The 22984-nt window shown below is 70.5% G+C and carries 20 protein-coding genes; 10 read left to right on the top strand and 10 right to left on the bottom strand.

Annotation, left to right across the window (positions count from 1 at the left end; genetic code table 11):
• Positions 1 to 9 precede the first annotated feature (9 nt).
• Positions 10 to 2076, top strand: coding sequence for an excinuclease ABC subunit UvrB (gene uvrB, locus EPY72_RS07850; protein ID WP_134668551.1), 2067 nt, complete (start codon positions 10 to 12; stop codon positions 2074 to 2076).
• A 1-nt stretch (position 2077) separates the two neighbouring features.
• On the opposite strand, the gene EPY72_RS07845 is transcribed toward uvrB, so the two are convergent.
• From EPY72_RS07845 to EPY72_RS07835, 3 genes are all read right to left on the bottom strand, one after another.
• Positions 2078 to 3262: an SPFH domain-containing protein gene (locus tag EPY72_RS07845; protein ID WP_135806069.1), complete on the bottom strand. Its 1185-nt coding sequence runs from the start codon at positions 3260 to 3262 to the stop codon at positions 2078 to 2080.
• Between the two features lie 117 nt (positions 3263 to 3379).
• On the bottom strand, positions 3380 to 5224 hold the full coding sequence (locus EPY72_RS07840; RefSeq protein ID WP_135806068.1) for an excinuclease ABC subunit C: 1845 nt from the start codon (positions 5222 to 5224) through the stop codon (positions 3380 to 3382).
• 9 nt (positions 5225 to 5233) lie between these two features.
• Positions 5234 to 5842, bottom strand: coding sequence for a hypothetical protein (locus EPY72_RS07835; protein WP_134668546.1), 609 nt, complete (start codon positions 5840 to 5842; stop codon positions 5234 to 5236).
• 192 nt (positions 5843 to 6034) lie between these two features.
• Between EPY72_RS07835 and EPY72_RS07830 the strand changes: the two genes are divergently transcribed.
• The 3 genes from EPY72_RS07830 to EPY72_RS07820 are packed head-to-tail and all read left to right on the top strand — an operon-like array spanning position 6035 to position 8159.
• On the top strand, positions 6035 to 6298 hold the full coding sequence (locus EPY72_RS07830) for a DUF7967 family protein (RefSeq protein ID WP_135806067.1): 264 nt from the start codon (positions 6035 to 6037) through the stop codon (positions 6296 to 6298).
• A 59-nt stretch (positions 6299 to 6357) separates the two neighbouring features.
• Positions 6358 to 7278 (top strand): ABC transporter ATP-binding protein, encoded by a 921-nt coding sequence (locus EPY72_RS07825; protein ID WP_134668543.1) that lies wholly within the window; start codon positions 6358 to 6360, stop codon positions 7276 to 7278.
• The gene (locus tag EPY72_RS07820; protein WP_135806066.1) at positions 7275 to 8159 is read left to right on the top strand and encodes an ABC transporter permease; all 885 of its coding nucleotides are present in this window, start codon (positions 7275 to 7277) and stop codon (positions 8157 to 8159) included. The genes EPY72_RS07825 and EPY72_RS07820 overlap by 4 nt, the downstream gene beginning before the upstream one ends.
• A gap of 6 nt (positions 8160 to 8165) precedes the next feature.
• Here the strand turns inward: EPY72_RS07820 and ligA are convergent, their stop codons facing one another.
• Positions 8166 to 10238, bottom strand: a complete 2073-nt coding sequence (ligA, locus tag EPY72_RS07815; protein WP_135806065.1) for an NAD-dependent DNA ligase LigA — start codon at positions 10236 to 10238, stop codon at positions 8166 to 8168.
• A 174-nt stretch (positions 10239 to 10412) separates the two neighbouring features.
• Between ligA and EPY72_RS07810 the strand changes: the two genes are divergently transcribed.
• Entirely contained in the window at positions 10413 to 11264 is an 852-nt protein-coding gene (locus tag EPY72_RS07810; protein ID WP_210423511.1) for a hypothetical protein, read from the top strand.
• A 12-nt stretch (positions 11265 to 11276) separates the two neighbouring features.
• Here EPY72_RS07810 and EPY72_RS07805 read toward each other — a convergent pair whose 3' ends face one another.
• Complete coding sequence (locus tag EPY72_RS07805; protein WP_134668538.1) at positions 11277 to 11513, bottom strand: PRC-barrel domain containing protein; 237 nt, start codon at positions 11511 to 11513, stop codon at positions 11277 to 11279.
• A gap of 177 nt (positions 11514 to 11690) precedes the next feature.
• On the opposite strand from EPY72_RS07805, the gene EPY72_RS07800 reads away from it, so the two are divergent.
• The 5 genes from EPY72_RS07800 to EPY72_RS07780 all read left to right on the top strand — a co-directional run bounded on the left by EPY72_RS07800 (position 11691) and on the right by EPY72_RS07780 (position 16877).
• On the top strand, positions 11691 to 12860 hold the full coding sequence (locus EPY72_RS07800) for a pyridoxal-phosphate-dependent aminotransferase family protein (RefSeq protein ID WP_135806064.1): 1170 nt from the start codon (positions 11691 to 11693) through the stop codon (positions 12858 to 12860).
• Between the two features lie 200 nt (positions 12861 to 13060).
• Positions 13061 to 14134 (top strand): metal ABC transporter substrate-binding protein, encoded by a 1074-nt coding sequence (locus EPY72_RS07795; RefSeq protein WP_135806063.1) that lies wholly within the window; start codon positions 13061 to 13063, stop codon positions 14132 to 14134.
• Positions 14131 to 14913 (top strand): metal ABC transporter ATP-binding protein, encoded by a 783-nt coding sequence (locus EPY72_RS07790; protein ID WP_135806062.1) that lies wholly within the window; start codon positions 14131 to 14133, stop codon positions 14911 to 14913. The genes EPY72_RS07795 and EPY72_RS07790 overlap by 4 nt, the downstream gene beginning before the upstream one ends.
• The gene (locus tag EPY72_RS07785) at positions 14910 to 15926 is read left to right on the top strand and encodes a metal ABC transporter permease (RefSeq protein ID WP_135806061.1); all 1017 of its coding nucleotides are present in this window, start codon (positions 14910 to 14912) and stop codon (positions 15924 to 15926) included. Before EPY72_RS07790 ends, EPY72_RS07785 begins: the two co-directional genes overlap by 4 nt.
• A gap of 123 nt (positions 15927 to 16049) precedes the next feature.
• Positions 16050 to 16877, top strand: coding sequence for a ZIP family metal transporter (locus EPY72_RS07780; RefSeq protein ID WP_167599384.1), 828 nt, complete (start codon positions 16050 to 16052; stop codon positions 16875 to 16877).
• Between the two features lie 14 nt (positions 16878 to 16891).
• Here EPY72_RS07780 and EPY72_RS07775 read toward each other — a convergent pair whose 3' ends face one another.
• The 5 genes from EPY72_RS07775 to EPY72_RS07755 all read right to left on the bottom strand — a co-directional run bounded on the left by EPY72_RS07775 (position 16892) and on the right by EPY72_RS07755 (position 22776).
• The gene (locus EPY72_RS07775; RefSeq protein ID WP_135806060.1) at positions 16892 to 18088 is read right to left on the bottom strand and encodes an MFS transporter; all 1197 of its coding nucleotides are present in this window, start codon (positions 18086 to 18088) and stop codon (positions 16892 to 16894) included.
• An 80-nt stretch (positions 18089 to 18168) separates the two neighbouring features.
• A complete protein-coding gene (locus EPY72_RS07770; RefSeq protein ID WP_135806059.1) occupies positions 18169 to 18726 on the bottom strand; it encodes a hypothetical protein in 558 nt (185 codons plus the stop codon).
• Positions 18727 to 18783: 57 nt separating this feature from the next.
• The gene (locus tag EPY72_RS07765) at positions 18784 to 19839 is read right to left on the bottom strand and encodes a S66 family peptidase (RefSeq protein WP_135806058.1); all 1056 of its coding nucleotides are present in this window, start codon (positions 19837 to 19839) and stop codon (positions 18784 to 18786) included.
• A gap of 62 nt (positions 19840 to 19901) precedes the next feature.
• On the bottom strand, positions 19902 to 21209 hold the full coding sequence (locus tag EPY72_RS07760) for an MFS transporter (protein WP_135806057.1): 1308 nt from the start codon (positions 21207 to 21209) through the stop codon (positions 19902 to 19904).
• A gap of 100 nt (positions 21210 to 21309) precedes the next feature.
• Positions 21310 to 22776: an aryl-sulfate sulfotransferase gene (locus EPY72_RS07755; protein WP_135806056.1), complete on the bottom strand. Its 1467-nt coding sequence runs from the start codon at positions 22774 to 22776 to the stop codon at positions 21310 to 21312.
• Between the last annotated feature and the right edge of the window lie 208 nt (positions 22777 to 22984).

The raw sequence follows: 22984 nt of genomic DNA, 5'->3' as shown, positions 1-22984 counted from the left end.
CGGGACACAATGAGCGACGCCGACTCCGGGCCGCTTTCGCCCGACAGACCCGAGGCCGAAACCGAGTTCCGGGTCGACGCTCCCTTCGACCCCGCGGGCGACCAGCCCGACGCCATCCAGCAGTTGGCGGCGGGGTTCGAGGCGGGAATGGACAAACAGACCCTGCTCGGGGTGACGGGGTCGGGCAAGACCAACACCGTCTCGTGGGTGGTCGAGGAGATCCAGACGCCCACCCTCGTGATCGCCCACAACAAGACGCTCGCCGCCCAGCTCTACGAGGAGTTCCGGAATCTCTTTCCGGACAACGCCGTCGAGTACTTCGTCTCCTACTACGACTACTACCAGCCTGAGGCCTATGTCGAGCAGACCGACAAGTACATCGAGAAAGACGCCTCGATCAACGAGGAGATCGACCGCCTGCGCCACTCGGCGACCCGGTCGCTTTTGACCCGCGACGACGTGATCGTCGTGGCGTCGGTCTCGGCGATCTACGGGCTCGGCGACCCGGGAAACTACGAGGAGATGAGCCTCCGGCTCGAAGTCGGCGACGAGATCGGCCGCGACGAACTGCTCGCGAAGCTGGTCGACCTCAACTACGAGCGCAACGACGTCGACTTCACGCAGGGGACGTTCCGGGTCCGGGGCGACACCGTCGAAATCTTCCCGATGTACGGCCGGTACGCGGTGCGCGTCGAACTGTGGGGCGACGAGATCGACCGCATGCTGAAAGTCGACCCCCTCGAAGGCGAGGTGGTCTCCCGGGAGTCGGCCGTGCTGGTCCACCCCGGCGAGCACTACTCGATCCCCGAACAGACGATGGAGGAGGCCATCGCCGAGATCGAGGCCGACCTCGACGACCGCGTTCGGTACTTCGAGCGCAACGACGACCTCGTGGCCGCCCAGCGGATCGAGGAACGGACCACGTTCGATCTTGAGATGATGCGGGAGGCCGGCTACTGCTCGGGCATCGAGAACTACTCGGTGTACCTCTCGGACCGCGAGCCCGGCGACGCGCCGTTCACGCTCCTCGATTACTTCCCCGACGACTTTCTCACCGTCATCGACGAATCCCACCAGACGGTCCCCCAGATCAAGGGCCAGCTCGCGGGCGACAAGTCCCGGAAGGAGTCGCTGGTCGGCAACGGCTTCCGACTCCCGACCGCCTACGACAACCGCCCGCTGTCGTTCGAGGAGTTCGAGGCGAAGACCGACAAGACCCTCTACGTCTCGGCGACCCCCGCCGACTACGAGCGCGAGCAGAGCGACCGGATCGTCGAGCAGATCGTCCGACCGACCCACCTCGTCGACCCGAAGGTCGAGGTCGCCGACGCGACCGGCCAGATCGACGACCTGATGGACCGGATCGACGCCCGGGTCGAGCGCGACGAGCGCGTGCTCGTGACCACGCTCACCAAGCGAATGGCCGAGGACCTCACCGAGTACCTCGAAGAGGCCGGCGTCGCGGTCGAGTACATGCACGACGAGACCGACACCCTCGAACGCCACGAGCTGGTCCGGGGGCTACGGCTCGGAGAGTTCGACGTGCTCGTGGGCATCAACCTCCTCCGGGAGGGGCTCGACATCCCCGAGGTGAGTCTGGTCGCGATCCTCGACGCCGACCAGCAGGGCTTTTTGCGCTCGGAGACCTCGCTCGTCCAGACGATGGGGCGGGCCGCCCGGAACGTCAACGGCGAGGTGGTGCTGTACGCCGACGAGACGACCGACGCGATGGCCGCGGCCATCGAGGAGACCCAGCGCCGCCGCCAGATCCAACGCGAGTACAACGAGGAACACGGCTACGAGGCGACGACCATCGACAAGGCGGTCTCGGAGGCGAACCTCCCGGGGAGCAAGACCGACACCGGCGGCGTCGCCTCGGGCGACCCCGAGACCGACGACGAGGCCGCCCGCCGGATCGAGGAGCTCGAAGACCGCATGAACGAGGCCGCCAACAACCTTGAGTTCGAACTCGCGGCCGACATCCGGGACAAGATCCGCGAGCTCCGCGAGGAGTTCGACGTGGACGTGGAGGTCGACGGCGAGGGCGGCGTGCCCGAACCCGACGCCGAGTTCTGAGTCAGTCGTTCGACTCGGTGGCTTCGAGGTCCTCGGACTCCATCGCTTCGGTCTCCATCTCCTCGGTCTCCATCGCTTCGGTCTCCATCTCCTCGACCTCGATATCGTCGAGGTTCTCGAAGTCCGCGGCCGCCATCGCCTCGACGTCGTCGAGCCCGAGCAGTTCCTCGGTCTCGGCGTCGAAGTCGAGGCTGTCGAGCGACGACCCGCCCGCGCTCACGTCGCTACCGGTGAGGTGCTTGCCGTAGCGACCGACGAGCGACGAGAGTTCCTGCGGGAGCACGAACGTGGTCGACTCGCCCTGTCCGATGGCGTCGAGGGTCTCCATCCCCTTGTCGATGATCGCGCGCTCGCCCATCGACTCGGCGGACTTCGCGCGCAGGACCGTCGAGACGGCGTCGCCCTGGGCTTCGAGGATCCGGCTCTGCTTTTCGCCCTGCGCCCGGACGACGTTCGCGGCCTTCTCGCCCTCCGCGCGCTCGATGGCGCTCCGGCGCTCGCCCTGGGCCTCCAGAATCATCGCGCGCCGGCGGCGCTCGGCGGCGGTCTGTTGCTCCATCGCGTCGACGACGGTCGGGGTCGGCATCACCTTCTGGACCTCGACCGCCTCGACCCGGACGCCCCACTCGTCGGTGGGCTTGTCCAGCCCCTCGTGGATGCGGGCGTTGATCTCGGCGCGCTCGCGGAGCGTATCGTCGAGTTCCATGTCGCCGACCACCGCCCGGAGGGTGGTCTGGGCGAGGTTCGCCACCGCGTCGCGGTAGTCCTCGACCTGCAGATACGCCCGCTCGGCGTCCATCACTCGGATGTAGACGACCGCGTCGGCCGTGACGGGGGAGTTGTCCTCCGTGATGGCCTCCTGTTCGGGGACGTCGAGCATCTGGGTCCGCATGTCGAAGGTGTGGGTCTCGCTCACGAACGGCGGCACGACGTTGATCCCCGGCCCCAGCAGTTTCCGGTACTCGCCGAACACGGTCAGCGCGCGCTTCTCGTAGGGACCGACGATCTCGACCGCGCTGGCGACCACGACCGCGGCGAGCGCCAGCGCGAGCACCCCCGCGACGGCGATCGGATCGAGCGCGGGGAGCGCGGCGATGAGGCCGACGACGAGGATCACCGCGGCCGCGACCGTCGAGAGATCCACGCGCCCGGAGAGTCGTCCGAGCTCGTAGAAGGGGTTGTTCATGTCACCATTTCGAGGCTCCGACGGCTTAACGCTTGACGTTCTTGTCGGTGGCCGGACACGCGAACGGATCGGGAACGCGCCGGTCGCACGCCGGCAGAATCCACCGGACCGACGGAGTCACAGCCGCGTCAACAGCGTCTCGGCCGTCTTCTCGCCGACGCCGTCGACCTCCCGGAGCTCGGCCGCCGAGGCCGCCCGGAGCCCCTCGACGCTCCCGAACCGCCGGAGGAGCTTGCGGCGGGTGGCGGGACCGACGCCCGGCACGTTGTCGAGTTCGGTCGAGATGTCGTCGCGCAGGCTCTGGTGGTACTGGACCGCGAACCGGTGGGCCTCGTCGCGGACCCGCTGGAGGACGTGGAGGTGGGCCGCGTCGCTCGGCCAGTCGTACGTGGCGTCGGGGGTCACGACCAGCTCCTCGTCCTTCGCGAGCGCGATGGCGGGCACGTCCCAGCCGGCGTCCGCGAGCGCGTCGCGGGCCGCCCCGAGCTGGCCCGCCCCGCCGTCGATCAGCAGGAGGTCGGGGTCCGACCGGTCGTCGCGGCCCGCCAGCGCGCGCTCGGCGCGCCATCGCACCAGATCGTACATGTTGGCGTAGTCGTCGTTGCGGTCGTCGAGCTTCTTGCGCCGGTAGCCCGACTTGTCGGCGCTCCCGTTCTCGAAGGCGACGTCGCTACCGACCGCGGCGGTCCCCTGCGCGTGGCTCACGTCGAACCCCTCGATGCGCCGGGGGACGGCGTCGAGGCCCAGCGCGTCCCGGAGCGCCGCCAGCGCGTCGGGTTCGCTCGCCCCGCGCCGGGCGTTCTTCAGCGCGAGATCCAGCAGGGTCGCCTCCCGTCCCGCGCCCGGGACGCGGGCCGCCACGCCCTCGCGGTCGAGCCACTCGAGCACCTCGGCGTCGGGCCGCTCCGAGAGCAGGAGGGCGTCGGGGAGCTCGCGCTCGGCGTAGTACTGGGGGACGAACGCCGAGAGGACCGCGCCGGCCCGGGTGTCGGCGTCGCCCTCCGGGACGCTCACCTCGAACCGGTCGCGCTCGACCAGCTGGCCCGACTCGCTGTGGAGGCGCGCGACGGTCGCCGAGTCGCCCTCCAAGGCGACCCCCAGCACGTCGACCGACCGCTCGTCGCCCCGACTCGCGACCGCCTCGCCCGCGCCGCCGTGGAACCCCTCGACCGCGTCGAGCCGGTCTCGGAGGTTCGCGGCGCGCTCGAACTCCCGGTTCTCGGCGGCGCGCTCCATCTCGCGGCCGAGCGGGTCGGCGAGCACGCCGGTCTCGCCCTCGAAGAACCGGACCACCGACTCGACGTCGGCGAGGTACGACTCGCGACCGATCTCGCCGGTGCACGGCGCGGTGCAGAGTCCGATGTCGTAATCGAGGCAGGGCCGGTCGCGGTTCGAGAACTTGTGGTCCGAACACCCGCGGACGCCGTAGGTCTCCCGGAGCGCCTTCACGACCGTCTCGACCCGCGTCTTCTCCGTGAACGGCCCGAACACCCGGGGGCCGGCGACGCCCGGGTCGGCCGCGGTCGCACCGCCGTCGGCCCGCCGCCGGGCGGTCGCCTCCGGGTCGGGGTCGCGGGTGATCTCGATCCGCGGGAACTCGTGGTCGGTGAGCTGGACCAGCGGGTACGATTTGTCGTCCTTGAGCCGGACGTTGTACCGGGGCTGGAACCGCTTGATCAGGTTGGCCTCGAGCAACAGCGCCTGCGTCTCGGTGTCGGTGACCGAGTAGTCGATGCGGTCGGCGCGCTCGACCATCCGGCGGATGCGCTCGCCCCGCGGATCCGCGTAGGACCGCACCCGGTCGCGCAGGTCGACGGCCTTTCCGACGTAGACGACCGTCTCGGCGGCTCGATCCCCGGTCGTCCCGCCGTGGTCGCGCGGCGACTCGACGGTCTGGAACTGATACACCCCCGGCTCGCGCGGCAGTTTCGCCGCGCGCTCGCGAACCGCGTCCCCGTCCATCGAGCCGCGCTAGTCGCTCTGCGGTTTTGAACCTGTTCCTACCGCCGTCCGGAGCCGCCGGGCGATCTGCTCGCCGTTCTCGGTGCCGAGAGGCACCCGCATCGGATCGCGGCCGGCCCGCTCGATGACGAGTTCGCGAGAGCGCGACTGATAGTAGAGGCCGGTCAGGGCGGCCGCCGCCACCAGCAACGCGACCCCGCCCGCGAGGAAGGCGTCAGTCAGCGCGGCGAGCGCGTCGGGGAGCATCGCCACCAGATCTCCGAGCCCCGCGTCCGGGGCGTTCTCGGGCGGCGTCGCCGCGCCCAGCCGATCGAGGATGCCGCTCAACTGCACCAGCAGGCCCCCGCCCAACAGAACCGCACCGTAGACCCCGCTCCGGACGCCCCACGAGACGTACGAGGTGTGGCCCGTCGTCTCGACGGTCGCGTCGACCACGTTCGGGCGGTCGGCGTGGTCGAACCGCCGGCCCTCGCCGTCGGGGGTGAACACGAGCACGCGGTGGGTCGTGACCGCGATGCGCGCCCCCTCGACCGACAGTTCCTCCTCGACCTCCTCGCCCTGAAACAGCATGTTGGAGAGCCGATCGTCGGTCGCCTGCGAGAGCGGGGACTGGCTCATCGTCACCTCTGGGCCGTTCGGACCGAACCCCGGTTGTGCCCGATACCCCGTCCGCGAGACTGCACGCACGTCTGCCACCCGTAGTCCATTAGTGTCACTCGGTACGCCGCTTTGGACCTTAACGCTACTGGCGGTGTCAACGCGCGGAAACGACCCGCAGGATTCAACCCACAGCACCGCGACCCCCGACGTATGGACGACGTACAACTCTGGCTGGTCGAGCGCACGTACACCGACAAGGGACTCGTGACGCTGGTGTACGCCACCCCCGACGGCGAGCGGCGGTTCCGGCGCCAGCGGTCGGCGAACGCGCTCCGCCAAACGGGCGGCGTGACCGCCGCGATCACCGCCGACCCCGACGACCTCCACCCGGTCGAGGATCCGGAGACTCGCGAACGGTACGCGGACGAGGCCGCCCGGATGACCGCGGACCACGACCCCGACGAGACGGTTTGAGTTCGCGCCGCGACCGGATAAGACAAGGCTTTACGTAGGGTGACGCGAAAGCCGCGAGCATGGCCGCCATCGAACTCGACGGCGTGACGAAACGGTACGGCGACGTGGTCGCCGTCCGCGACCTCTCGCTCGACGTAGCGGAGGGCGAGGTGTTCGGCTTCCTCGGGCCGAACGGCGCGGGCAAGTCGACGACGATCAACATGCTGTTGGACTTCGTCCGCCCGACCGAGGGCGAAGTCCGTCTCCTCGGCTACGACGCCTCCGAGGAGAGCGTCGCGATCCGCGAGCGGCTGGGCGTGCTCCCGGAGGGGTTCTCGGTGTACGACCGGCTGACCGGCCGCCAGCACATCGAGTTCGCCATCGAATCGAAAGACGCCGACGCCGACCCGGACGCCATCCTCGATCGGGTCGGGCTCGCGGGCGACGGCGACCGGAAGGCCGGCGGCTACTCGAAGGGAATGGCCCAGCGGCTCGTGCTCGGGATGGCGCTGGTCGGCGACCCCGACCTGCTGATCCTCGACGAGCCCTCGACCGGCCTCGACCCCAACGGCGCCAAGCAGATGCGCGAGATCGTCCGGGCCGAGGCCGACCGGGGCGCGACGGTCTTCTTCTCGAGTCACATCCTCGGGCAGGTCGAGTCGGTCTGTGACCGCGTCGGCATCCTGCGGGACGGCGAACTGGTCGCCGAAGACTCCATCGCGGGGCTCCGGGAGGCGACAAGCGCCGACACCGTCCTGCAGATCACCGCCGAGGACGTGCCCGACGAGGCGCTCGACCGCGTGGCCGGCATCGAGGGCGTCTCGGAGGTGTCCCGCGAGGGGGAGACGCTCCGGGTCTCGTGTGAAAGCGGCGTGAAGACCAGCGTCCTCTCGGAGCTCGAAAGCGCGGGCGCCGAGGTCCGCGACTTCGAGACCGAGGAGACCTCGCTGGAGGACCTGTTCATGGCGTACACCGCCGAGCCCGGGGAGGTCGAAGCATGACGTGGCAGGCGATCGCCCGGAAGGACTTCCGGGACGCGGTGCGGTCGCGGTGGCTCTGGGCGCTGTCGGCCATCTTCGTCGGGCTGTTCGCGGGCGCGGCGTACTTCGTCGGCTCGAACCTCCCGGCCGACCCCCAACAGCCGATCACCACCGACGCGTTCCTCCAGACGCTCGGCCAGTTGGTCATCACGCTGTTGATCCCGCTGGTCGCCATCGTGGTCTCGTACAGCGCGATCGTCGGCGAGCGCGAGTCGGGGTCGCTGAAGCTGCTGCTCTCGTTGCCCCACTCGCGGGGCGACACGCTCCTCGGCAAGGCGGTCGGCCGGAGCGCGGTCGTTGCCCTCCCGATCCTGCTGGGACTCGTCCTCGCGTTCGGGGTGCTCGGGGTCTACGGCGTCGGGCTGAAGGTGCTCAACTTCGTCGCGTTCACCGCCCTGACGATGTTGCTCGGGGTCGTGTTCGTCAGCATCTCGGTCGGCGTGTCGGCGGCGGCCTCGACCAACCGCCGGGCGATGCTTGGCACCGTCGGGCTCTATTTCGTCTTCACGCTGTTCTGGGGACAGGTCCGGCGAGTCTTGCTGTTCGTCAACGATCAGCTGTCGCTCGAACTCGCGAGCGTCGACCTCATGCAGTACGGGCTGTTCATCAAGTTCCTGAACCCGGTGCGGGCCTACCAGACGCTGGCGGCCAGCCTCTACACCGACACCCAGTTGCAGGCCCGACTCTATCAGGCGGGGCGGCTCCAGCGCGGGTTCGCTCAGGAGGAGATCGGCGAGGTGCCGTTCTACCTCTCGGACCCGTTCGTGGCGGTCCAGTTCCTGCTGTGGCTCGCGGTCCCGATCGCGGTCGGCTACTGGGTGTTCGAACAGGCCGACCTGTAGGCCGGGCTACGTCGAGACGCCGCGGTCTTCGAGCAGTTCTTCGAACTCGGTCTCGTCGAGCGTCCTCACCCCGTGATCCGCGGCGGCCTCGCGCTTCGTCCGGCCCGCGTTCTCGCCGACCACGAGGTAGTCGGTGTTGCCCGAGACGCTCCCGGTGGCGTTCGCGCCGTGATCCTCGACCAGTTGGCGGGCCTCGCTTCGGGTGTAGCCGTCGAGCGACCCGGTAAACACGAACGTGAGGCCGTCGAGGGCGTCGCCGGTCGCCTCGGCCGGCGGCGCTTCGAGCGGGCCCACCGCGTCGAGCAGGTCGTCGATGGCCCGCTGGTTCTCCGCCGAGTCGAAAAACTCCGCGATCCGGTCGGCGACGTTCGGGCCGACGCCGTCGACCGACTCCAGCGCCTCGCGGTCGGCCGATCGGATCGATTCGAGGTCGCCGAACTCGCGGGCGAGGTCCGCGGCGGTCGCCGGGCCGACCGACGGGATGCCGATGGCCGAGAGGAACTCCCGCAGGCGAGGCCGTTTCGACTCCTCTAACTCGGCGAGCAGGTTCCGAGCGCTGGTCTCACCCCAGCCGTCGAGGCCGGCGAGATCGTCCTCGCGCAGGTCGTAGAGGTCCGCGAGGCCGTCCTCGATCACCCCGGCGTCGAGCAGTTGGTCGACGCGTTCGCCGCCGAGCCCCTCGATGTCGAGCCCGTCGTCGCTCGCGTAGTACGCGATCGCGCGCCGGAGCTGGGCGTCGCAGGCCAGCCCGCCGGTGCAGTAGGCGATCGGCCCGTCGAACTCGACCGGGCTGTCACAGACCGGACACCGCTCGGGGAACTCGTAGTGGCCCTCCGAGCGCTTCTCGACCACCTCGGCGACGTACGGGATCACGTCGCCGGCCCGCTCGACCCGGACCGCATCGCCGACGTTCACGTCCATCTCGGCGATCTCCTCGGGGTTGTGGAGGCTGGCCCGCGAGACGGTGACGCCGCCGACGTCGACGGGTTCGAGCAGCGCGACCGGCGTCAGTCGACCCGTCCGACCGACCTGCACGACGACGTCGGCGATGGGCGTCACCTCCGAGCGGGCGGGGAACTTGTAGGCGTACGCCCACCGGTAGGCGCGCTCGGTCGCGCCGAGCTCGGCGCAGGCCGCGAGGTCGTCGACTTTGATCACCACGCCGTCGATCTCGTACCCCAGATCCGCCCGGTCGTCCATCAGTCGGTCGCGGTAGTCGATCGCCTCCTCGACGTCGCCGGTCCGCTCGGCCCGGTCGTTGACCTTCAGGCCCCAGTCGGGGAGTCGGTCGCGTTGCTCCCAGTGGGTCTCGAACGCGACGGAAGCGTCGAGCACGTCGAAGAAAAAGCAGTCGAGCGGTCGCTCGGCGGTCACGCTCGGATCGAGTTGGCGGAGGCTCCCCGCCGCGGCGTTCCGGGGGTTGGCAAAGGGGTCCTCGCCGCGCTCGACGCGCTCGCGGTTGTGCTCGGCGAACGCCGCCTCGGGCATGTACACCTCGCCGCGGACGACGAGGTCGTCGGGGTGGTCGCCCCGGAGCCGGGAGGGGACGCTCGCGATCGTCCGGACGTTCTCGGTCACGTCCTCGCCGGCGTGGCCGTCGCCGCGGGTGGCCGCCCGGACGTACTCGCCGTCCTCGTAGACGACCTCGACCGAGAGCCCGTCGAACTTGGGCTCGCAGACGTACTCGACGTCGTCGCCGACCGCCCGGCGCATCCGGTCGTCGAACTCCCGGACGTCGTCGGCGTCGCCGCTGGAGTCGATCGAGAGCATCGGCGCGACGTGCTCGACGGTCCCGAGTTCGTCGAGGGGTTCGCCGCCGACCCGGCGGGTCGGGCTGTCGTCGGTCCGGAGGTCGAAGGCCTCCTCTAGGTCCTGTAGCCGCGTGAACAGCGCGTCGTACGTCCGGTCGGCGATCACGGGGTCGTTCTCGACGTAGTAGCGGTAGTCGTGAAACCGGATCGCCTCCCGGAGCCGGCGGGCCTGGGTTTCGGCCTCCGCCTCGGTCAGCTCCGAGACCGGGTCAAACTCCGTCGGCGGCTCCTCGACGTAGGGGTTCTCGTCGGCCGTCGTCGCGGTCATTAGCGTCTCTTGGCCGCGCGCGGAGTAAAAACCCCGGCGACGCCCGACGGGTGCGCGCCGGCACGGGTCGCGGCGTCACTCCGCGAGGGCTCGGCGACCTTCTCGATCGGGAAGGCGCGTCTCGGGGCGAACCCGAAAGCATATGAGGGGTGCGTGATACCCGGTGGCACGCCGATGTCCGCCCCCGCAGACTCCCCTCCGTCCCCCGATTCGTCCGAATCGCCCGCCGAACCGACCGAGCGCGCCGAGCCGACGGCGTCGGCCGATCGTGCGCCCGAGCGGTCGGCCGACGACGCGACCGACGAGTCGCCCGGCGACGACCCCCGGCTCGACCCCGAGTACGTCCGGACGCTCGCCTCTCCCGACCGCGGCGACCTGACGCTGGTCGGGGTCGTCCACGACCATCCCGCGAGCGTCTTCCGGGCCGGCGCGGTCGTCCGCGAGCGCGCCCCCGAGACGGTCGCGCTCGAACTCCCGCCGCTGGCGGTGCCCCTCTACCGGGAGTACGCCCGGAGCGACCGGCCGACGCCGTCGTTCGGCGGTGAGATGAGCACCGCCGCCCGGGCGGCCCGCGAGTCGGGCGCCGACGTGGTCGGCGTCGACGCCCCGACGCGCGACTTCCTCGCGCGACTCGCGCGCAACTGCTGGCGCGAGGGGGCGTCGCTCGACACGCTCCGGCGCGTGGCCGGCGGCGTCGCGTCGGTCTCGCGCCACGCCGCGGTCTGTCGGGTCGCGGCCGCGGTCGCCGACCGAACCGGGCTCCGCGTCGAGGTCGACGATCCGGTCGCACACGACTGCTCGCGCGCCGATCCGCCGCGCGAGCAGGCCCGCGACGAACGCAGACAGGCCGAGCGCTCCCGATCGCTGTTGCGGACGTTCGACCAGCCCGAACCGGTGGCGCTCCGCGACGAGACCCGCGAGGAGTCGATGGCCGCCCGGCTCGACTCGCTCCGCGAGCGCGGCGACGCGGTCGCGATCGTCGGACTCGATCACCTCGACGGGCTCGCGACGCTTTCAAAAAAGTAGCGTGCAGTGCGGTTACGCGTCGTGTCGGAGTCGGACCTCGTCGTCGGTGATCGTGTCGACCCGGTCCTCGCTCAGCGGGTAGGTGTCTTGGTCGTCCTCGCCCCAGTCGAGCGAGGCTTTGATCTTGTCGGTGATGCCCGCGTCGGGGTTCACGTGCGCGGTGCCGTGCTCGACGCGCGAAATCATTCCGACTTTCTCGTCGCCCATTACGACCGGCTTGCCTTCGTCGTGTTCTGTGAAGTCTGCCATCGCACTCGAACGACGACGCGGTCACTGAAGACCGCTTGGGCCACCTATCGAGCGCGCCGACCTGTCGGCTCGGACCACCTGTCCGGTTTCCGGTCACGGGTCGAACGCGGCCGGACCGCGCTGGCGGCATTTGCGAGCATCCCCGTCTTTAAGCCGGGGGGCGCCATCGGTCAGACTATGCGCGAGGACTTTCTCCTGTTGAACCCCGGCCCGGTTCCGGTGACCCGCGAGGTACGGCAGGCGATGAGCGAGCCGATGGTCTCGCACCGCTCGGCCGCGTTCGAGGCCGTCTACGAGCGCGCCCAGGACGCGCTCGACTACGTGTTCACCGAGTCGACGCTCGACGGAACGACCACCGCGACCGACGGCACCAGCCTCATCTTCAACGGCACCGCGACGATGGCGATGGAGGCCGCGGTCGCGAACCTCGTCGGCGACGGCGGCGACGTGGTCGCGCTCGTCAACGGGAAGTTCGGTCGGCGGTTCAAGCGGATCGCCGACCGCTACGCCGCCGTCGACGCGGTGGAGGCGACGTGGGGCCAGTCGCTCGACCTCGACGCGGTCGAGGACGCCGTCGGCGACGACACGGACGTGGTGACGATGGTCCACAACGAGACCTCCACGGGGCTTTTGAACCCGGTCGATCGCGTCGGCGAGATCGCCGCCGAACACGACGCCCGCTTCGTGGTCGACGGCGTGACCTCGATCGGCGGCGACGAGTTCCGGATCGACGACTGGAACGTCGACGTGGCGGTCACCGACGCCCAGAAGTGTCTGGCGGCCCCGCCGGGCACCTCCGCGATGTACGCGACCGCGGACGCCCAAGAGGCGTTCGACGGCGACGCCGCGCCGTTCTACGAGGACCTCGACTGGCACCTCCGGAAGGCCGAATCCCACCAGACGCCGTTCACGAGCGCGGTCCCGCTGTTCCGCGGGCTCGCGGTCGCCGCCGAGGACATCGTCGAGGAGGGGATGGCCGAGCGCATCGAGCGCCACCGTCGTCAGTCGGCGGCGTTTCGCGAGGCGTTCACCGCGATGGGGCTGGAGCTGTTCGCCGAGCGCAACGCGGCGACCGAGTACTCGAACACGCTCACCGGCGTGTCGCTCCCCGCCGACGTCCGCGAGGACCCCGACGCCTTCTTCGACGCGGTCGAGGCTCGCGGCGTCTCCATCTCGGGCGGACAGGCCCACCTCGGCGGCGAGATCTTCCGGGTGAGCAACATGGGCGGGCTCTCGGCCGAGCAGATTCTGCGCGGCGTGCGGACGATCGGCGAGGCGTTCGAGGACGTCGGCGCGGACGTGGACAAAGAGGCGGGCGTCGCGGCGGCCCGCGACCGCCTGCGGTAGCGTTCTCGGGATCGGCGCTGTTTCTCGACCGATCGCTCGCTCGGTAGCGACGCGGCCGCGCCGGCCGGCCCCGCCCCGAGGCCGGCCGCGGATCGACGCCCGACAGCCGCCGGTGCCCCGGCTTCGAAAAATTAGACTAGTCTAAATCCTACATTAGACCGAAGGTATTATTTTGTTTGGCGTGGTCCGGTTCGGTAGCCATGAACGACATCGACGGGCCGGAGACGGCTCGCGACCTCTCGCGCCGCCGAGCGCTTTCGGCGGGCGCCGGCCTCGTCGGCGCCGGCCTCGCAGGCTGTCTCAGCGGCGCGAGCGCCGACCGACCCACGACGACCGCGGCCGGTTCGGACGGTCCCGTCGCGGTCGTCTCGTTTTTCAGCTTCTACGACTTCGCCCGGAAGATCGCACGCGACACCCCGATCGCCGTCCGGAACCTGGTCCCGGAGGGGCTCCACGGCCACGGCTGGGAGCCAAACGCCCGAATCACCCAAGACATCATCGACGCAGACGCCTTCGTCCACGTCGGGCCCGACTTCCAGCCGTGGGCCGACCGCGCGATCGAGACGCTGGAAGGCGACGGCGTCGACACGACGCTGATCAACGTCCGGGAAGGCGTCGAACTGGTCGATCTCGCGGCCAGCCTCGATCCCGAGGAAGAGGGGATCGGCGAGAACCGCGGAAAGGACCCCCACTTCTGGCTCGACCCCCGGCGTGCGAAGCAGTCGGTCGACAACATCGCCGAGGGGTTCGTCGACCTCGCGCCCGGCCACGAGTCGACGCTTCGCGGGAACGCCGAGGCGTACAAGACCGACGTCCTCGATCGGATCGACCGGGACTACCGCGCGATCTTCGACGCCGCCGACCGCGACGTTGTCCAGTTGGCCGCCCACAACGCCTTTCAGTACGTCGGCGCCCGGTACGGCGTCCGGATGCGACCGCTGGTGGTCAACCTCGCGGCGAGCGGCGACGTCAAGCCCTCGGACGTCGCCGAGGCGAAGGCGGTCATCGACGACAACGACATCGAGTACATCGGCGCCGCGGTGTTCGAGACCCGGCGCCCGGCGAAACAGCTCGTCCGGGAGACCGCCGTCGAGGCGTACTTCCCGGTCACGCCGTACGCGGGCGTCCGCGAGGAGTGGGTCGAACAGGCGTGGGGCTACGAGGAGATCGCCGACAACGTCAACATGCCCACCTTCGAGGTCGCGCTCGGGAACGAGTCGCCCGAGACGGCCGGTCCGGACGGGTGGGCCGCGGAGTGGAGGAACTTCGAATGAGCGCTCCGACCCATTCCGGGGCGGGCGTCGAAACCGAGGCCGCCGAGCCGATCGTCGAGCTCGCCGACGTCGCGTTCGGCTACACCGCGACGCCGGTCGTCGAAGACGTCTCGATCCGGATCGACCCCGGCGAGTACGTCGCGGTCGTCGGACCGAACGGCTCGGGGAAGTCGACGCTCCTGAAGCTCGCGCTCGGGCTGGTCCGGCCAGACGAGGGCGACGCTCGGCTGTTCGGCGAGCCAGCCCACCGGTTCGACGCGGGCGAGCGGGTCGGCTACGTCGCCCAGCGAGCCGGCGCGTCCGACGAGATGCCGATCACCGTCCGGGAGGTCGTGAAGATGGGACGATTCCCGCACGTCGGGTTCGGTCGGCTCTCGAAGCGCGACTGGGAGATCGTCGACGACGCGCTCGCGACGGTGGGCATGGCGGCGTTCGCCGACCGGCGGGTGACCCGGCTGTCGGGGGGCCAGCGCCAGCGGGCGTTCATCGCGCGGGCGCTGGCGGGCGAGGCCGACCTCCTCGTGCTCGACGAGCCGACCGTCGGCGTCGACGCCGAGTCCGTCGAGGCGTTCTACGACCTGCTCGCGGCGCTCAACGACGACGGCATCACGGTGGTGCTCATCGAACACGACCTGACCGCGGTCACCGACCACGCCGAGCGCGTGGTCTGTCTCAACCGCGAGGTGTACTTCGACGGGCCGACCGTGGCGTTCGTCGAGAGCGACGCGCTCGCTCGGGCGTTCGGCACGGCGGCGGCGCTCGTGGGTGAGCGCCGATGATCGAGACGCTCGCGGTCCCGCTCCAGTCGGGACTCGTCGACGCCGCGGTCGCGCCGGCCTACTGGCTCCTCGAACTCTGGTACGGACTCCTGACCCAGCTGTATTACCTCACCGGACTGGAGCTGCTCGACCCGACCTACCGGTTCATGCACCGGGCGATCCTGATGGGGCTGTGCATCGGCGTGATGGCCCCGCTGATCGGGACTTTTCTGGTCCACCGCCAGCTGGCGCTGATCGGCGACGCGCTCGCTCACACCGCGTTCGCGGGGGTCGCGATCGGGCTCTTTCTCAACGCCGCGTTCGACTTCGGCGTGTCGCCGTACCTCACCGCGGTGGTGGTCGCGGTGGTCGCGGCGCTGCTCATCGAACTCATCTCGGAAGCGACCGACGCGTACAACGACGTCTCGATGGCGATCGTCCTCTCGACGGGGTTCGCGCTCGGCTCGACGCTCATCAGCATCAACGCCGGCGGGCTCGCGGTCGGGGTCAATCAGTACCTGTTCGGGAACCTCTCGACGGTGTCGCCGTCGGACGCCGTGGTCCTGCTCGCGCTGTTCGTCGTCATCGTCGCGACGGTCGCGGTGACGCGCAACCAACTGCTGTACGTGACCTTCGACGAGACGGCGGCGGCGGTCTCTGGCATCTCGGTCGAGTGGTACAACCGCGTCATGGTGATGCTGACCGCGCTGGTGGTGGTCGGCGCGATGCAGATCATGGGCGTGATCCTCGTCGCCGCGATGCTTGTCGTCCCGGTCGCGGGGGCGACCCAGCTCTCGCGGAGCTTCACCGAGTCGATCTTCGTCTCGGTCGCGCTCGCCGAACTGGCGGTGCTGATCGGGATCGGTGCCGCCTATTACGGCGGGGCGACCGGCGGCCCGGTCATCGTACTGGTGGCGGTCGCGATCTACGTCGTGGCCGTCGCGCTCGGCAGGCTCCAGACCGCGCTCGGCGAGGAGACGACCCCGGAACTCGGCGCCATCGACGGCGAGAGCGCAGAGGCACCCTCGGACTGACCCCCGAGCGGTCGCCCCGGCGCGAGGCGGGTCGGCGACGCCGGACGGACTGAACTTTCAAGGCCCCGGGACGTATCGTTGCGGTCGGACACCGATGAGATCGAACCGACGCGGGTGGCACGGGTGGTAGTCGAACAGCTCGGCCGGCTGTTCGGCGCGGATCCGGTACTCAACGGGCTCGTCGGCGGGCTCGTCATCGCGGGACTCAACCTCTTGGGGGCGTCGCTGATCTTCGTCTGGCGGAACCCCTCACAACGGTCGATGGACGGCGCGCTCGGGTTCGCGGCGGGCGTAATGCTCGCCGCGAGCTTCACGAGCCTCATCATCCCCGGCATCGAGACCTACTCGAACGGGAACCCGATCCCCGTCCTCGCCGGCGTCGCGCTCGGGGCGCTGTTTCTGGACCGGTCGGACGCGCTCGTCCCCCACGCCCACTACCTGCTGTCGGGGGGACGCCGGACCGACGCCGCGAGTCCGAGCGAGGACCTCCCGGTCGACGACGAGCGGGTCGCGGGCGTCGTGCTGTTCGTACTCGCGATCACGCTCCACAACATGCCCGAGGGGTTGGCGGTCGGCGTTGGGTTCGGGAGCGGCGACCTCGGCACCGCCGTCCCGCTGATGCTCGCGATCGGCATCCAGAACATCCCCGAGGGGTTCGCGGTGTCGGTGGCCGCGGTCAACGCCGGGCTGAACCGGCGGTTCTACGCCGCGTTCACCGGGCTCCGGTCGGGGGTCGTCGAGGTCCCGCTGGCCGTGCTCGGCGCGTACGCCGTCGGGACCGTCTCGGTGCTGTTGCCCTACGCGATGGGATTCGCGGCGGGCGCGATGCTGTTTGTCATCAGCGACGAGATCGTGCCCGAGACCCACGCGGGGGGCAACGAGCGGGTCGCGACGCTCGGGACGATCTTCGGCACGATCGTGATGCTCTATCTCGACATCGCGCTCGGGTGACCGGCGACGCCCGGCTACCCGAACGCGGCCCGGTCGCCGTCGGCGTCGAGCCGGAGGAACGCCGGGATCGACACGAGCGCGACGGCGGTTTCGAGCGCCCCCGCCGCGAGGAACGCCGCGAAGAACCCGAACTCGTCGGCGACCGTCCCGCCGACCACGATGCCCGCCAGAAAGCCCAGACTCCCGAAGACGTTGAACCCCGCCATCGCGGTCCCGCGGCCGTCGGCCGGCGAGAGGTCCGAGACCAGCGCCATCGTCGCGGGCGCCATCAGCGCGCCGATGACGCCGACCGCGACCATGCCCGCGCCCGCGGTCGGGACGGTCGGCGCGAGGCCGACGCCGACCACCGCGAGCCCGTACACCGCCGACCCCGCGACGATGGGCGCCGTCCGGCCCACCCGATCCGAGAGCACGCCGAACGGGTACTGAAGCAACGCGAACGGCGCGAAAAACAGCCCGAGCATCACGCCGGTGGCGGCGGCGTCGAGGCCGAACGCCTCCCGGAAGTACACCGTGCCGACGAGCGCGAAGAAGCCCGCGGTGAACCGGTCGATGAACCCGAAGCAGTACGGGACCCCGAGGGCCGGTCGCGCCCGGAGGGTCGCGATCGCCCGCCGAACGCGGCCCTCGCGGCCGTCGCCGGGCGCGCGGTCGGGGAGCCCGAGAGCGAGCGCCCCCGCACAGACGAGCAGGCCGGCGGCGACGTACAGCGGGACCAGCGGCCCGAGGCCGTAGAGCTGGCCGCCGAGCGGCGCGCCGATCGCGGTCCCGAGACCGATGGCGATGCCCGCCGCGCCCATGTTCCGGCCGTGACCGCCGTCTAAGTCCATCAGCATCGTCATCGCCAGCGAGAACGCGCCGATGGTGGTCGCCCCCTGCAGGACTCGGAGCCCGAGCACCGCGGGAAACGACAGCGAGAGCGCGCTCGGGAGCGCCGCGAGCGCGACGTACCCGACCGCGCCCCCGAGCGCGCCCGCGACCACCAGCGGCGCTCGCCGGCCGACGCCGTCGCTGGCCGCGCCCCAGACCCCCGCGAACGCGACGAACGCCGCGAACTCCGCCGCGAGAAACCACATGCTCGCGTCGAGGGTCGTGGTCGCGCCGACCGCGGCCACGAGGTCGGGGACGCCGGGGTACAGCAACACCTGCGCCAGCAGGACGGCGAACACCACCGCCGCGAGCGTCCGCCGATCGCGTCTGATAGCACTCACGGGAGAGACGTTCGAAACTGGGGGCCGAGCAGTCTTAGTCTCGGCGGAGTCGGACGGTCGCCGGGACTCGCCCCGATCAGCTACTCCCGGAGCCGGCGCCACGACTCGGGGAAGCGGCGCTCGACGAACGACGCCTCCTCGCCCGGACCCAGCGACTGGGCCCAGACCGCGAGCACCACCGCGAAGACGACCGGCCCGGGCGCCACCGTGACCGCCCGATCGAGGATCCACTGCGGGTCGGCGAACACGAGCACGAGCGCGGAGTCGGCGGTCGAGACCAGACTCTCGGGCGGCGCCGCCCCCAGCGAGTAGGCCCGCGCCGGGACGAGAAACTGGACCGCGAGGAGGTACAGCGGCGTGAGCAACGGCCCGCCGTGGGCGCGCGTCCAGAGGGCGCCGAAGTACAGTCCGGTCGCCGCGCCCGCCCCGGCGGCCGCGGTCCGGCGCGCGCGGACCGCCTCGGTGGCCTCGGCGGTCGCGAGTCCGTCGCCCAGCGCCGTCACGACGAGCGCGTAGGCCGCCGCCCAGACCAGAACCCCGCCGGCGACGACCGCGACCTGCGAGCGCCGGCCGCGGTCGCGGAACGGCCGAAAGCCCTCGCGCGCCGAGAACGCGTCGTCGGAGGTGGAGTCGGGCATGCGTGTGCCACGAGACGGTCGGGGAGTTTCAATGCCGCGCCATCGACCCGGCCGGGGCTATCGCTCGAACGCGATGCGGCCGGCCGCCGGATCGATCTCGGCGCGGCCGCCGACCGGCACCGGCACGGCGGGCGCGGTGTGGCCGAACTCCACGTCGAAGACGACCGGCGCCTCGGGGTTGTACTCGGCGAGGACGTCCGCGATCGCATCGCGCTGGTCCTCGCGGTACGCCGTCCGGGCCTCGGGACCGGGGTCCTCGAAGGGGTTGCGGGCCTTCGCCCGGCCGACGAGGACGCCGTCGAAGCGGTCGAGCAGGCCGCGCTCGCCCATCCCGAGCAGGACTTGGCGGACGCGCATCGCGGACGGCAACTCCTCGGAGGTCTCCAGCAGTAGGATCCGCCCGTCGAGGTCCTCGGGCGCGGGGAGGTAGCGGTCGGTCCGGAGTTGCTGGTCGACGATCGAGAGACACCCGCCCCACGTCCGGCCCGCGACGGGCCGCTCGGGGCCGCGGAACCGCCAGCCGGGCGCGGGCTCCATCTCCCGGCGCTCGTCGAGATTCGCGGGGTCGGCCCAGTCGAGGTCCTCGTCGGTGAACCGATCTGCGGGCCGGAGCTCGCCGATCTCGTCGGCGAAGAACGCGCGTTCGAGGTACTCGACGGTGTGGTCGTGCATCGACCCCTGCATCGCGAGGTCGGTCAGCACCGTCCCGCCGTAAAACGAGACGATCCCGAGGTTCCAGAGGAAGAGCGCGAGGTTGGTGTTGTCGCTGATGCCGTAGAACCGCGTGGGGTTCGCCCGGAGCACCTCGGGGTCGAGGTGCTCGAGGATCCGGATCTGGTCGAACCCGCCGATGGTGGTGACGACGCCGGCGATCTCGGGATCCTCGAACGCGTCCATCACGTCCCGGGCGCGCGCTTCGGGGTGGTCGTAGAGGTACTCGCCGTCGGCGGTCGCGGTCGGGTACTCGACGGGGGCGAGGTCGAAGACGTTCCGGAGCCGTTCGAGGCCGAGCTCGTAGACGTGGGGGTACTCGGCGGCCGCGCCCGAGCCGGGCGAGACGATCGCGACCCGGTCGCCGCGGTCGAGCGCGGGCGGGACGACGAAATCGGTCATGGCCGTGCGTTGGATGTCGGGCGTCGTATGCGTTTGGGGCGCTCGACGAGAGATACCGCATCTCAGGCGTAGGCGTCGAACTCCCGGCCGTACGCGAGGAAGTAGCCGGTCCCGAGGAGGCCGACGACGGTCGCGAGGGTGAACGCGACCTCGGGGCTCACGAAGTCCCAGAGCGCGCCGCCGAGCGCGGCGCTCGGGACGACGAGGGTGTTGCGAACGAGGTAGTACGCGCCGGTGACCCGGCCGCCGGTGTCGCGCTCGGCCGGGCCGACGATGAGCGCCTTGTGGGAGGGCAGTCCCGCGAACCGCAGGCCCGAGAACGCGAACAACAGCGCCACGGCGAGCGGACTGTCGGGCGCGAAGATCAAAAGCGCCGGGAACACCGCGTAGACGGCGAACCCGAGCGCCACCACGGGCTTCAGCCCGAGCGTCTCGGCGATCCGGGCCGCGGGCGCCATCACCAGTAGCGCGACCACCATCTCGACCCCGAGCAGGACGCCGAAAAAGACCGTGGGGCTCAGGTAGTAGCCCAACAGGGTGACGTCGACCTCCAGAAACCGCGTGATGACGATCACGAAGAACGTGTACACCATCCCGTTTGCGAACCGGACCAGCGTGTCCCCGACCAACAGCGGGCGGAGTTCGTCAGGGAGCGCCCTGAGGTCGCGGGCGACCCGCGCGAGCCCCTCGAACTCCGCGCCGAACGTGTCCTCGCCGGCATCGTAGCGGGCGTGCTGGACGGTCGTCGCGACCGCGCCGAACGCGACCGCGATACCGAGCACGTAGTAGAACCCCGGGAGGAGGTCGCCGCCGCCGACGAACACCAGCCCGGACGCCACAAGCGGGCCGAGCAGGAACGCGGTCCGGCGGAACGTCTCGGTGCCGGCGAACCCGCGCGCGAGTCGGTCCTCGGACACGCTCTGCTTGACGATGGCGAAGGTCGCGCCGAGCCCGAACGACTTCCAGGCCTGTGCCAGCACCAGTCCGACGAAGATCCAGAGCCACGGCTCGACCGCCAGCCCGGCGACCTCGACCGTCCCGATCAGCGGGGCCGCGAGCCAGACCGCGAACCCGAGCGTCGAGAGGAGGCCGAACAGCGCCAGCGCGTACCGCGAGCCGACCCGATCCGAGAAGGCGCCGCCCGGGTACGGGTAGACGGCGCTGATGACGTTGCCGAACGTCCCGTAGAGCCCGATCACGAACGGCGTCGCGCCGAGAACCGCCATGTACTCGGGGAGGTAGCGGCCGGTCATCTGAAAGCCGAGGCTGAACGCGAACATCGCCACCGACAGGATCAACACGTCGGACTCGAGCGCGAGGAACCGCCGGAACTGGTCGCCGACGCCGATCGCCTCGTCGTCCGTCGCCATTGTCGGTCGGACGTTCGGACGGCCGCCCGATAGGATTTGCCCCGGGTCGGGCGTTCGCCGATCGGGTCGGCCTCACACGACGGTCGACCGACCGAGGGGACTACTCGTGGTCGATCGCGCCGTCGCCGGCGCCGCCGGCGGCCGCCGACCGCCGCCGGCCGACGAACCACCGCGCCTCGACCCCGAGCCAGACGAGGCCGACGACGACGCCGAACGCGGTCGCGAACACCTCCGGGACGCCCATCCAGACCGGCGTGACGTACATCAGCCCGTTCAGGTACTTGCCCGGGATCACGCTTTTCGCGGCGATCCAGAACCGATCGACGAGCGTCCCGGCCCGCGAGTCGACGTCGGCCGAGCGAGCGCTCGGCCCGCCGGTCGACTCGTCGCCGGTGCCGAGTCGCTCGGCCTCGTAGGGGAATCCGACGTTGAGGCTCCAGACGATCTCGCCGGTCTCGTCGACCTCGAACACGCGGTTGCCGTTCGAGTCCGAGAGGAGCGTGTGCCCGTTCGGGAGGCGATCGGCGTCCCGAACCCACTGCATCCGGGCGTCGCGCCACACCCACGATCGGGTCCAGTCATTTCCCGCCCGCCGGTACTCGATCGCGCGGTTGTTCTCGCTGTCGGCGACGACGATCGCGGGCCCGCCGTTCGAGCCGTTGATGAAGTCGGGGTTGTGTTGCTCGTAGATGACCTCGTAGTCGTCCTCGCTTCCGAGCGTCCAGTCGGCGTCGAGAGTGTGGTCGTCGGCGGTCAGAAACACCACGCGGTCGAAGTTGCGACCGCTTACCATGATCCGGCCGTCGTCGAGGACCTCGACGTCGTTGATGTGCGACCAGTCGTCGGGGAACGGCCCGCCGGTGGTCTCGGGATCGAACGCGTCCGAGGCGTTCCAGCGCCACGCGATCTCGCCCGAGGAGACGTTCACGGCGAACACCCCGTCGAGGTAGATGTCCGCGATCACGAGGTGGGTGTCGTTGAGCCGGTCGACGTCGTGGTACCGCGAGGCCTCCTTGCCGGGGGTGAGTTGCCCCCAGACGTCCTCGACCTCGCCGGTCGTGAGGTTGACGCGTTCGACGCCGTTGTACGTGCAGGCGCCGACCTCGCCGTGGACCTCGAAGAAGTCGTCCCACGTCTGCTCGTCGACGGCGTAGTCGCTCGGCGTCCACTCGTCGGCCGCGGGACACGACTCGGCGTCGCGGTGGTCGGCGTACGAGTACTCGACGGTCGTCTCGGTCCCCCGGACCGGATCGACGTCCCAGTAGCGGGTGTGGCTGTCGTCGTAGTATCGAACCGTCCCGTCGGGGTTCAGGGCGACGAGTTCGGCCCGCGCTCGCGGGCCGTCGCTGGCCTGCCCCCGCCAGGAGTTCGAGTCGGTGGCGATGACTGTAATGGCGTCGGCCTCGGGGGCGACCGCGGCGGTTCGGTTCACCTCGCTGTCGTCCGAGAGGTGCGACTCGAAGGTCGTCTCCGTCCACGACGTCGCCACGCCGTACCCGACGGCCGCGACCGAGAGCGCGAGGAGCGCGAGGAAGGCGATCCGAACCCCGCGTTTCGAGTCCGCCATCGGTCAGCAGTACGTCCCCGATCGGACCGGTGGGGTCGCTCGGCAGGGGCGATCGCGAGACCGTACGGACGGCCGCCGGAGAGCGGTCGCGGCGGCGGGACGGGCTGTCATGGCCGCTTGTACACCGTCGCCGAGTAAATACGTTCTCGCCGGAGTCAGGGGCGCAGTTCCACGCAGGACACGTCTCGGACCGCCGAGTGGCGGGACG

Source organism: Halorussus marinus (assembly GCF_004765795.1).
In the GTDB taxonomy this organism is placed as follows: domain Archaea; phylum Halobacteriota; class Halobacteria; order Halobacteriales; family Haladaptataceae; genus Halorussus; species Halorussus marinus.
The sequence above is the reverse complement of the archived record's forward strand: the minus strand, read 5'-3'. Positions and strand labels throughout refer to the sequence as shown.

Bases quoted from the DNA above. Each gene is read 5' to 3' on its own strand.
- ligA (WP_135806065.1), bottom strand. From the start codon at position 10,238: ATGACCGCGACGACGGCCGACGAGAACCCCTACGTCGAGGAGCCGCCG.
- EPY72_RS07830 (WP_135806067.1), top strand. From the start codon at position 6,035: ATGGACGACGTACAACTCTGGCTGGTCGAGCGCACGTACACCGACAAG.
- EPY72_RS07845 (WP_135806069.1), bottom strand. From the start codon at position 3,262: ATGAACAACCCCTTCTACGAGCTCGGACGACTCTCCGGGCGCGTGGAT.
- EPY72_RS07835 (WP_134668546.1), bottom strand. From the start codon at position 5,842: ATGAGCCAGTCCCCGCTCTCGCAGGCGACCGACGATCGGCTCTCCAAC.
- EPY72_RS07825 (WP_134668543.1), top strand. From the start codon at position 6,358: ATGGCCGCCATCGAACTCGACGGCGTGACGAAACGGTACGGCGACGTG.
- uvrB (WP_134668551.1), top strand. From the start codon at position 10: ATGAGCGACGCCGACTCCGGGCCGCTTTCGCCCGACAGACCCGAGGCC.
- EPY72_RS07820 (WP_135806066.1), top strand. From the start codon at position 7,275: ATGACGTGGCAGGCGATCGCCCGGAAGGACTTCCGGGACGCGGTGCGG.
- EPY72_RS07790 (WP_135806062.1), top strand. From the start codon at position 14,131: ATGAGCGCTCCGACCCATTCCGGGGCGGGCGTCGAAACCGAGGCCGCC.
- EPY72_RS07760 (WP_135806057.1), bottom strand. From the start codon at position 21,209: ATGGCGACGGACGACGAGGCGATCGGCGTCGGCGACCAGTTCCGGCGG.
- EPY72_RS07795 (WP_135806063.1), top strand. From the start codon at position 13,061: ATGAACGACATCGACGGGCCGGAGACGGCTCGCGACCTCTCGCGCCGC.
- EPY72_RS07765 (WP_135806058.1), bottom strand. From the start codon at position 19,839: ATGACCGATTTCGTCGTCCCGCCCGCGCTCGACCGCGGCGACCGGGTC.
- EPY72_RS07805 (WP_134668538.1), bottom strand. From the start codon at position 11,513: ATGGCAGACTTCACAGAACACGACGAAGGCAAGCCGGTCGTAATGGGC.
- EPY72_RS07785 (WP_135806061.1), top strand. From the start codon at position 14,910: ATGATCGAGACGCTCGCGGTCCCGCTCCAGTCGGGACTCGTCGACGCC.
- EPY72_RS07810 (WP_210423511.1), top strand. From the start codon at position 10,413: ATGTCCGCCCCCGCAGACTCCCCTCCGTCCCCCGATTCGTCCGAATCG.
- EPY72_RS07770 (WP_135806059.1), bottom strand. From the start codon at position 18,726: ATGCCCGACTCCACCTCCGACGACGCGTTCTCGGCGCGCGAGGGCTTT.
- EPY72_RS07840 (WP_135806068.1), bottom strand. From the start codon at position 5,224: ATGGACGGGGACGCGGTTCGCGAGCGCGCGGCGAAACTGCCGCGCGAG.
- EPY72_RS07800 (WP_135806064.1), top strand. From the start codon at position 11,691: ATGCGCGAGGACTTTCTCCTGTTGAACCCCGGCCCGGTTCCGGTGACC.
- EPY72_RS07755 (WP_135806056.1), bottom strand. From the start codon at position 22,776: ATGGCGGACTCGAAACGCGGGGTTCGGATCGCCTTCCTCGCGCTCCTC.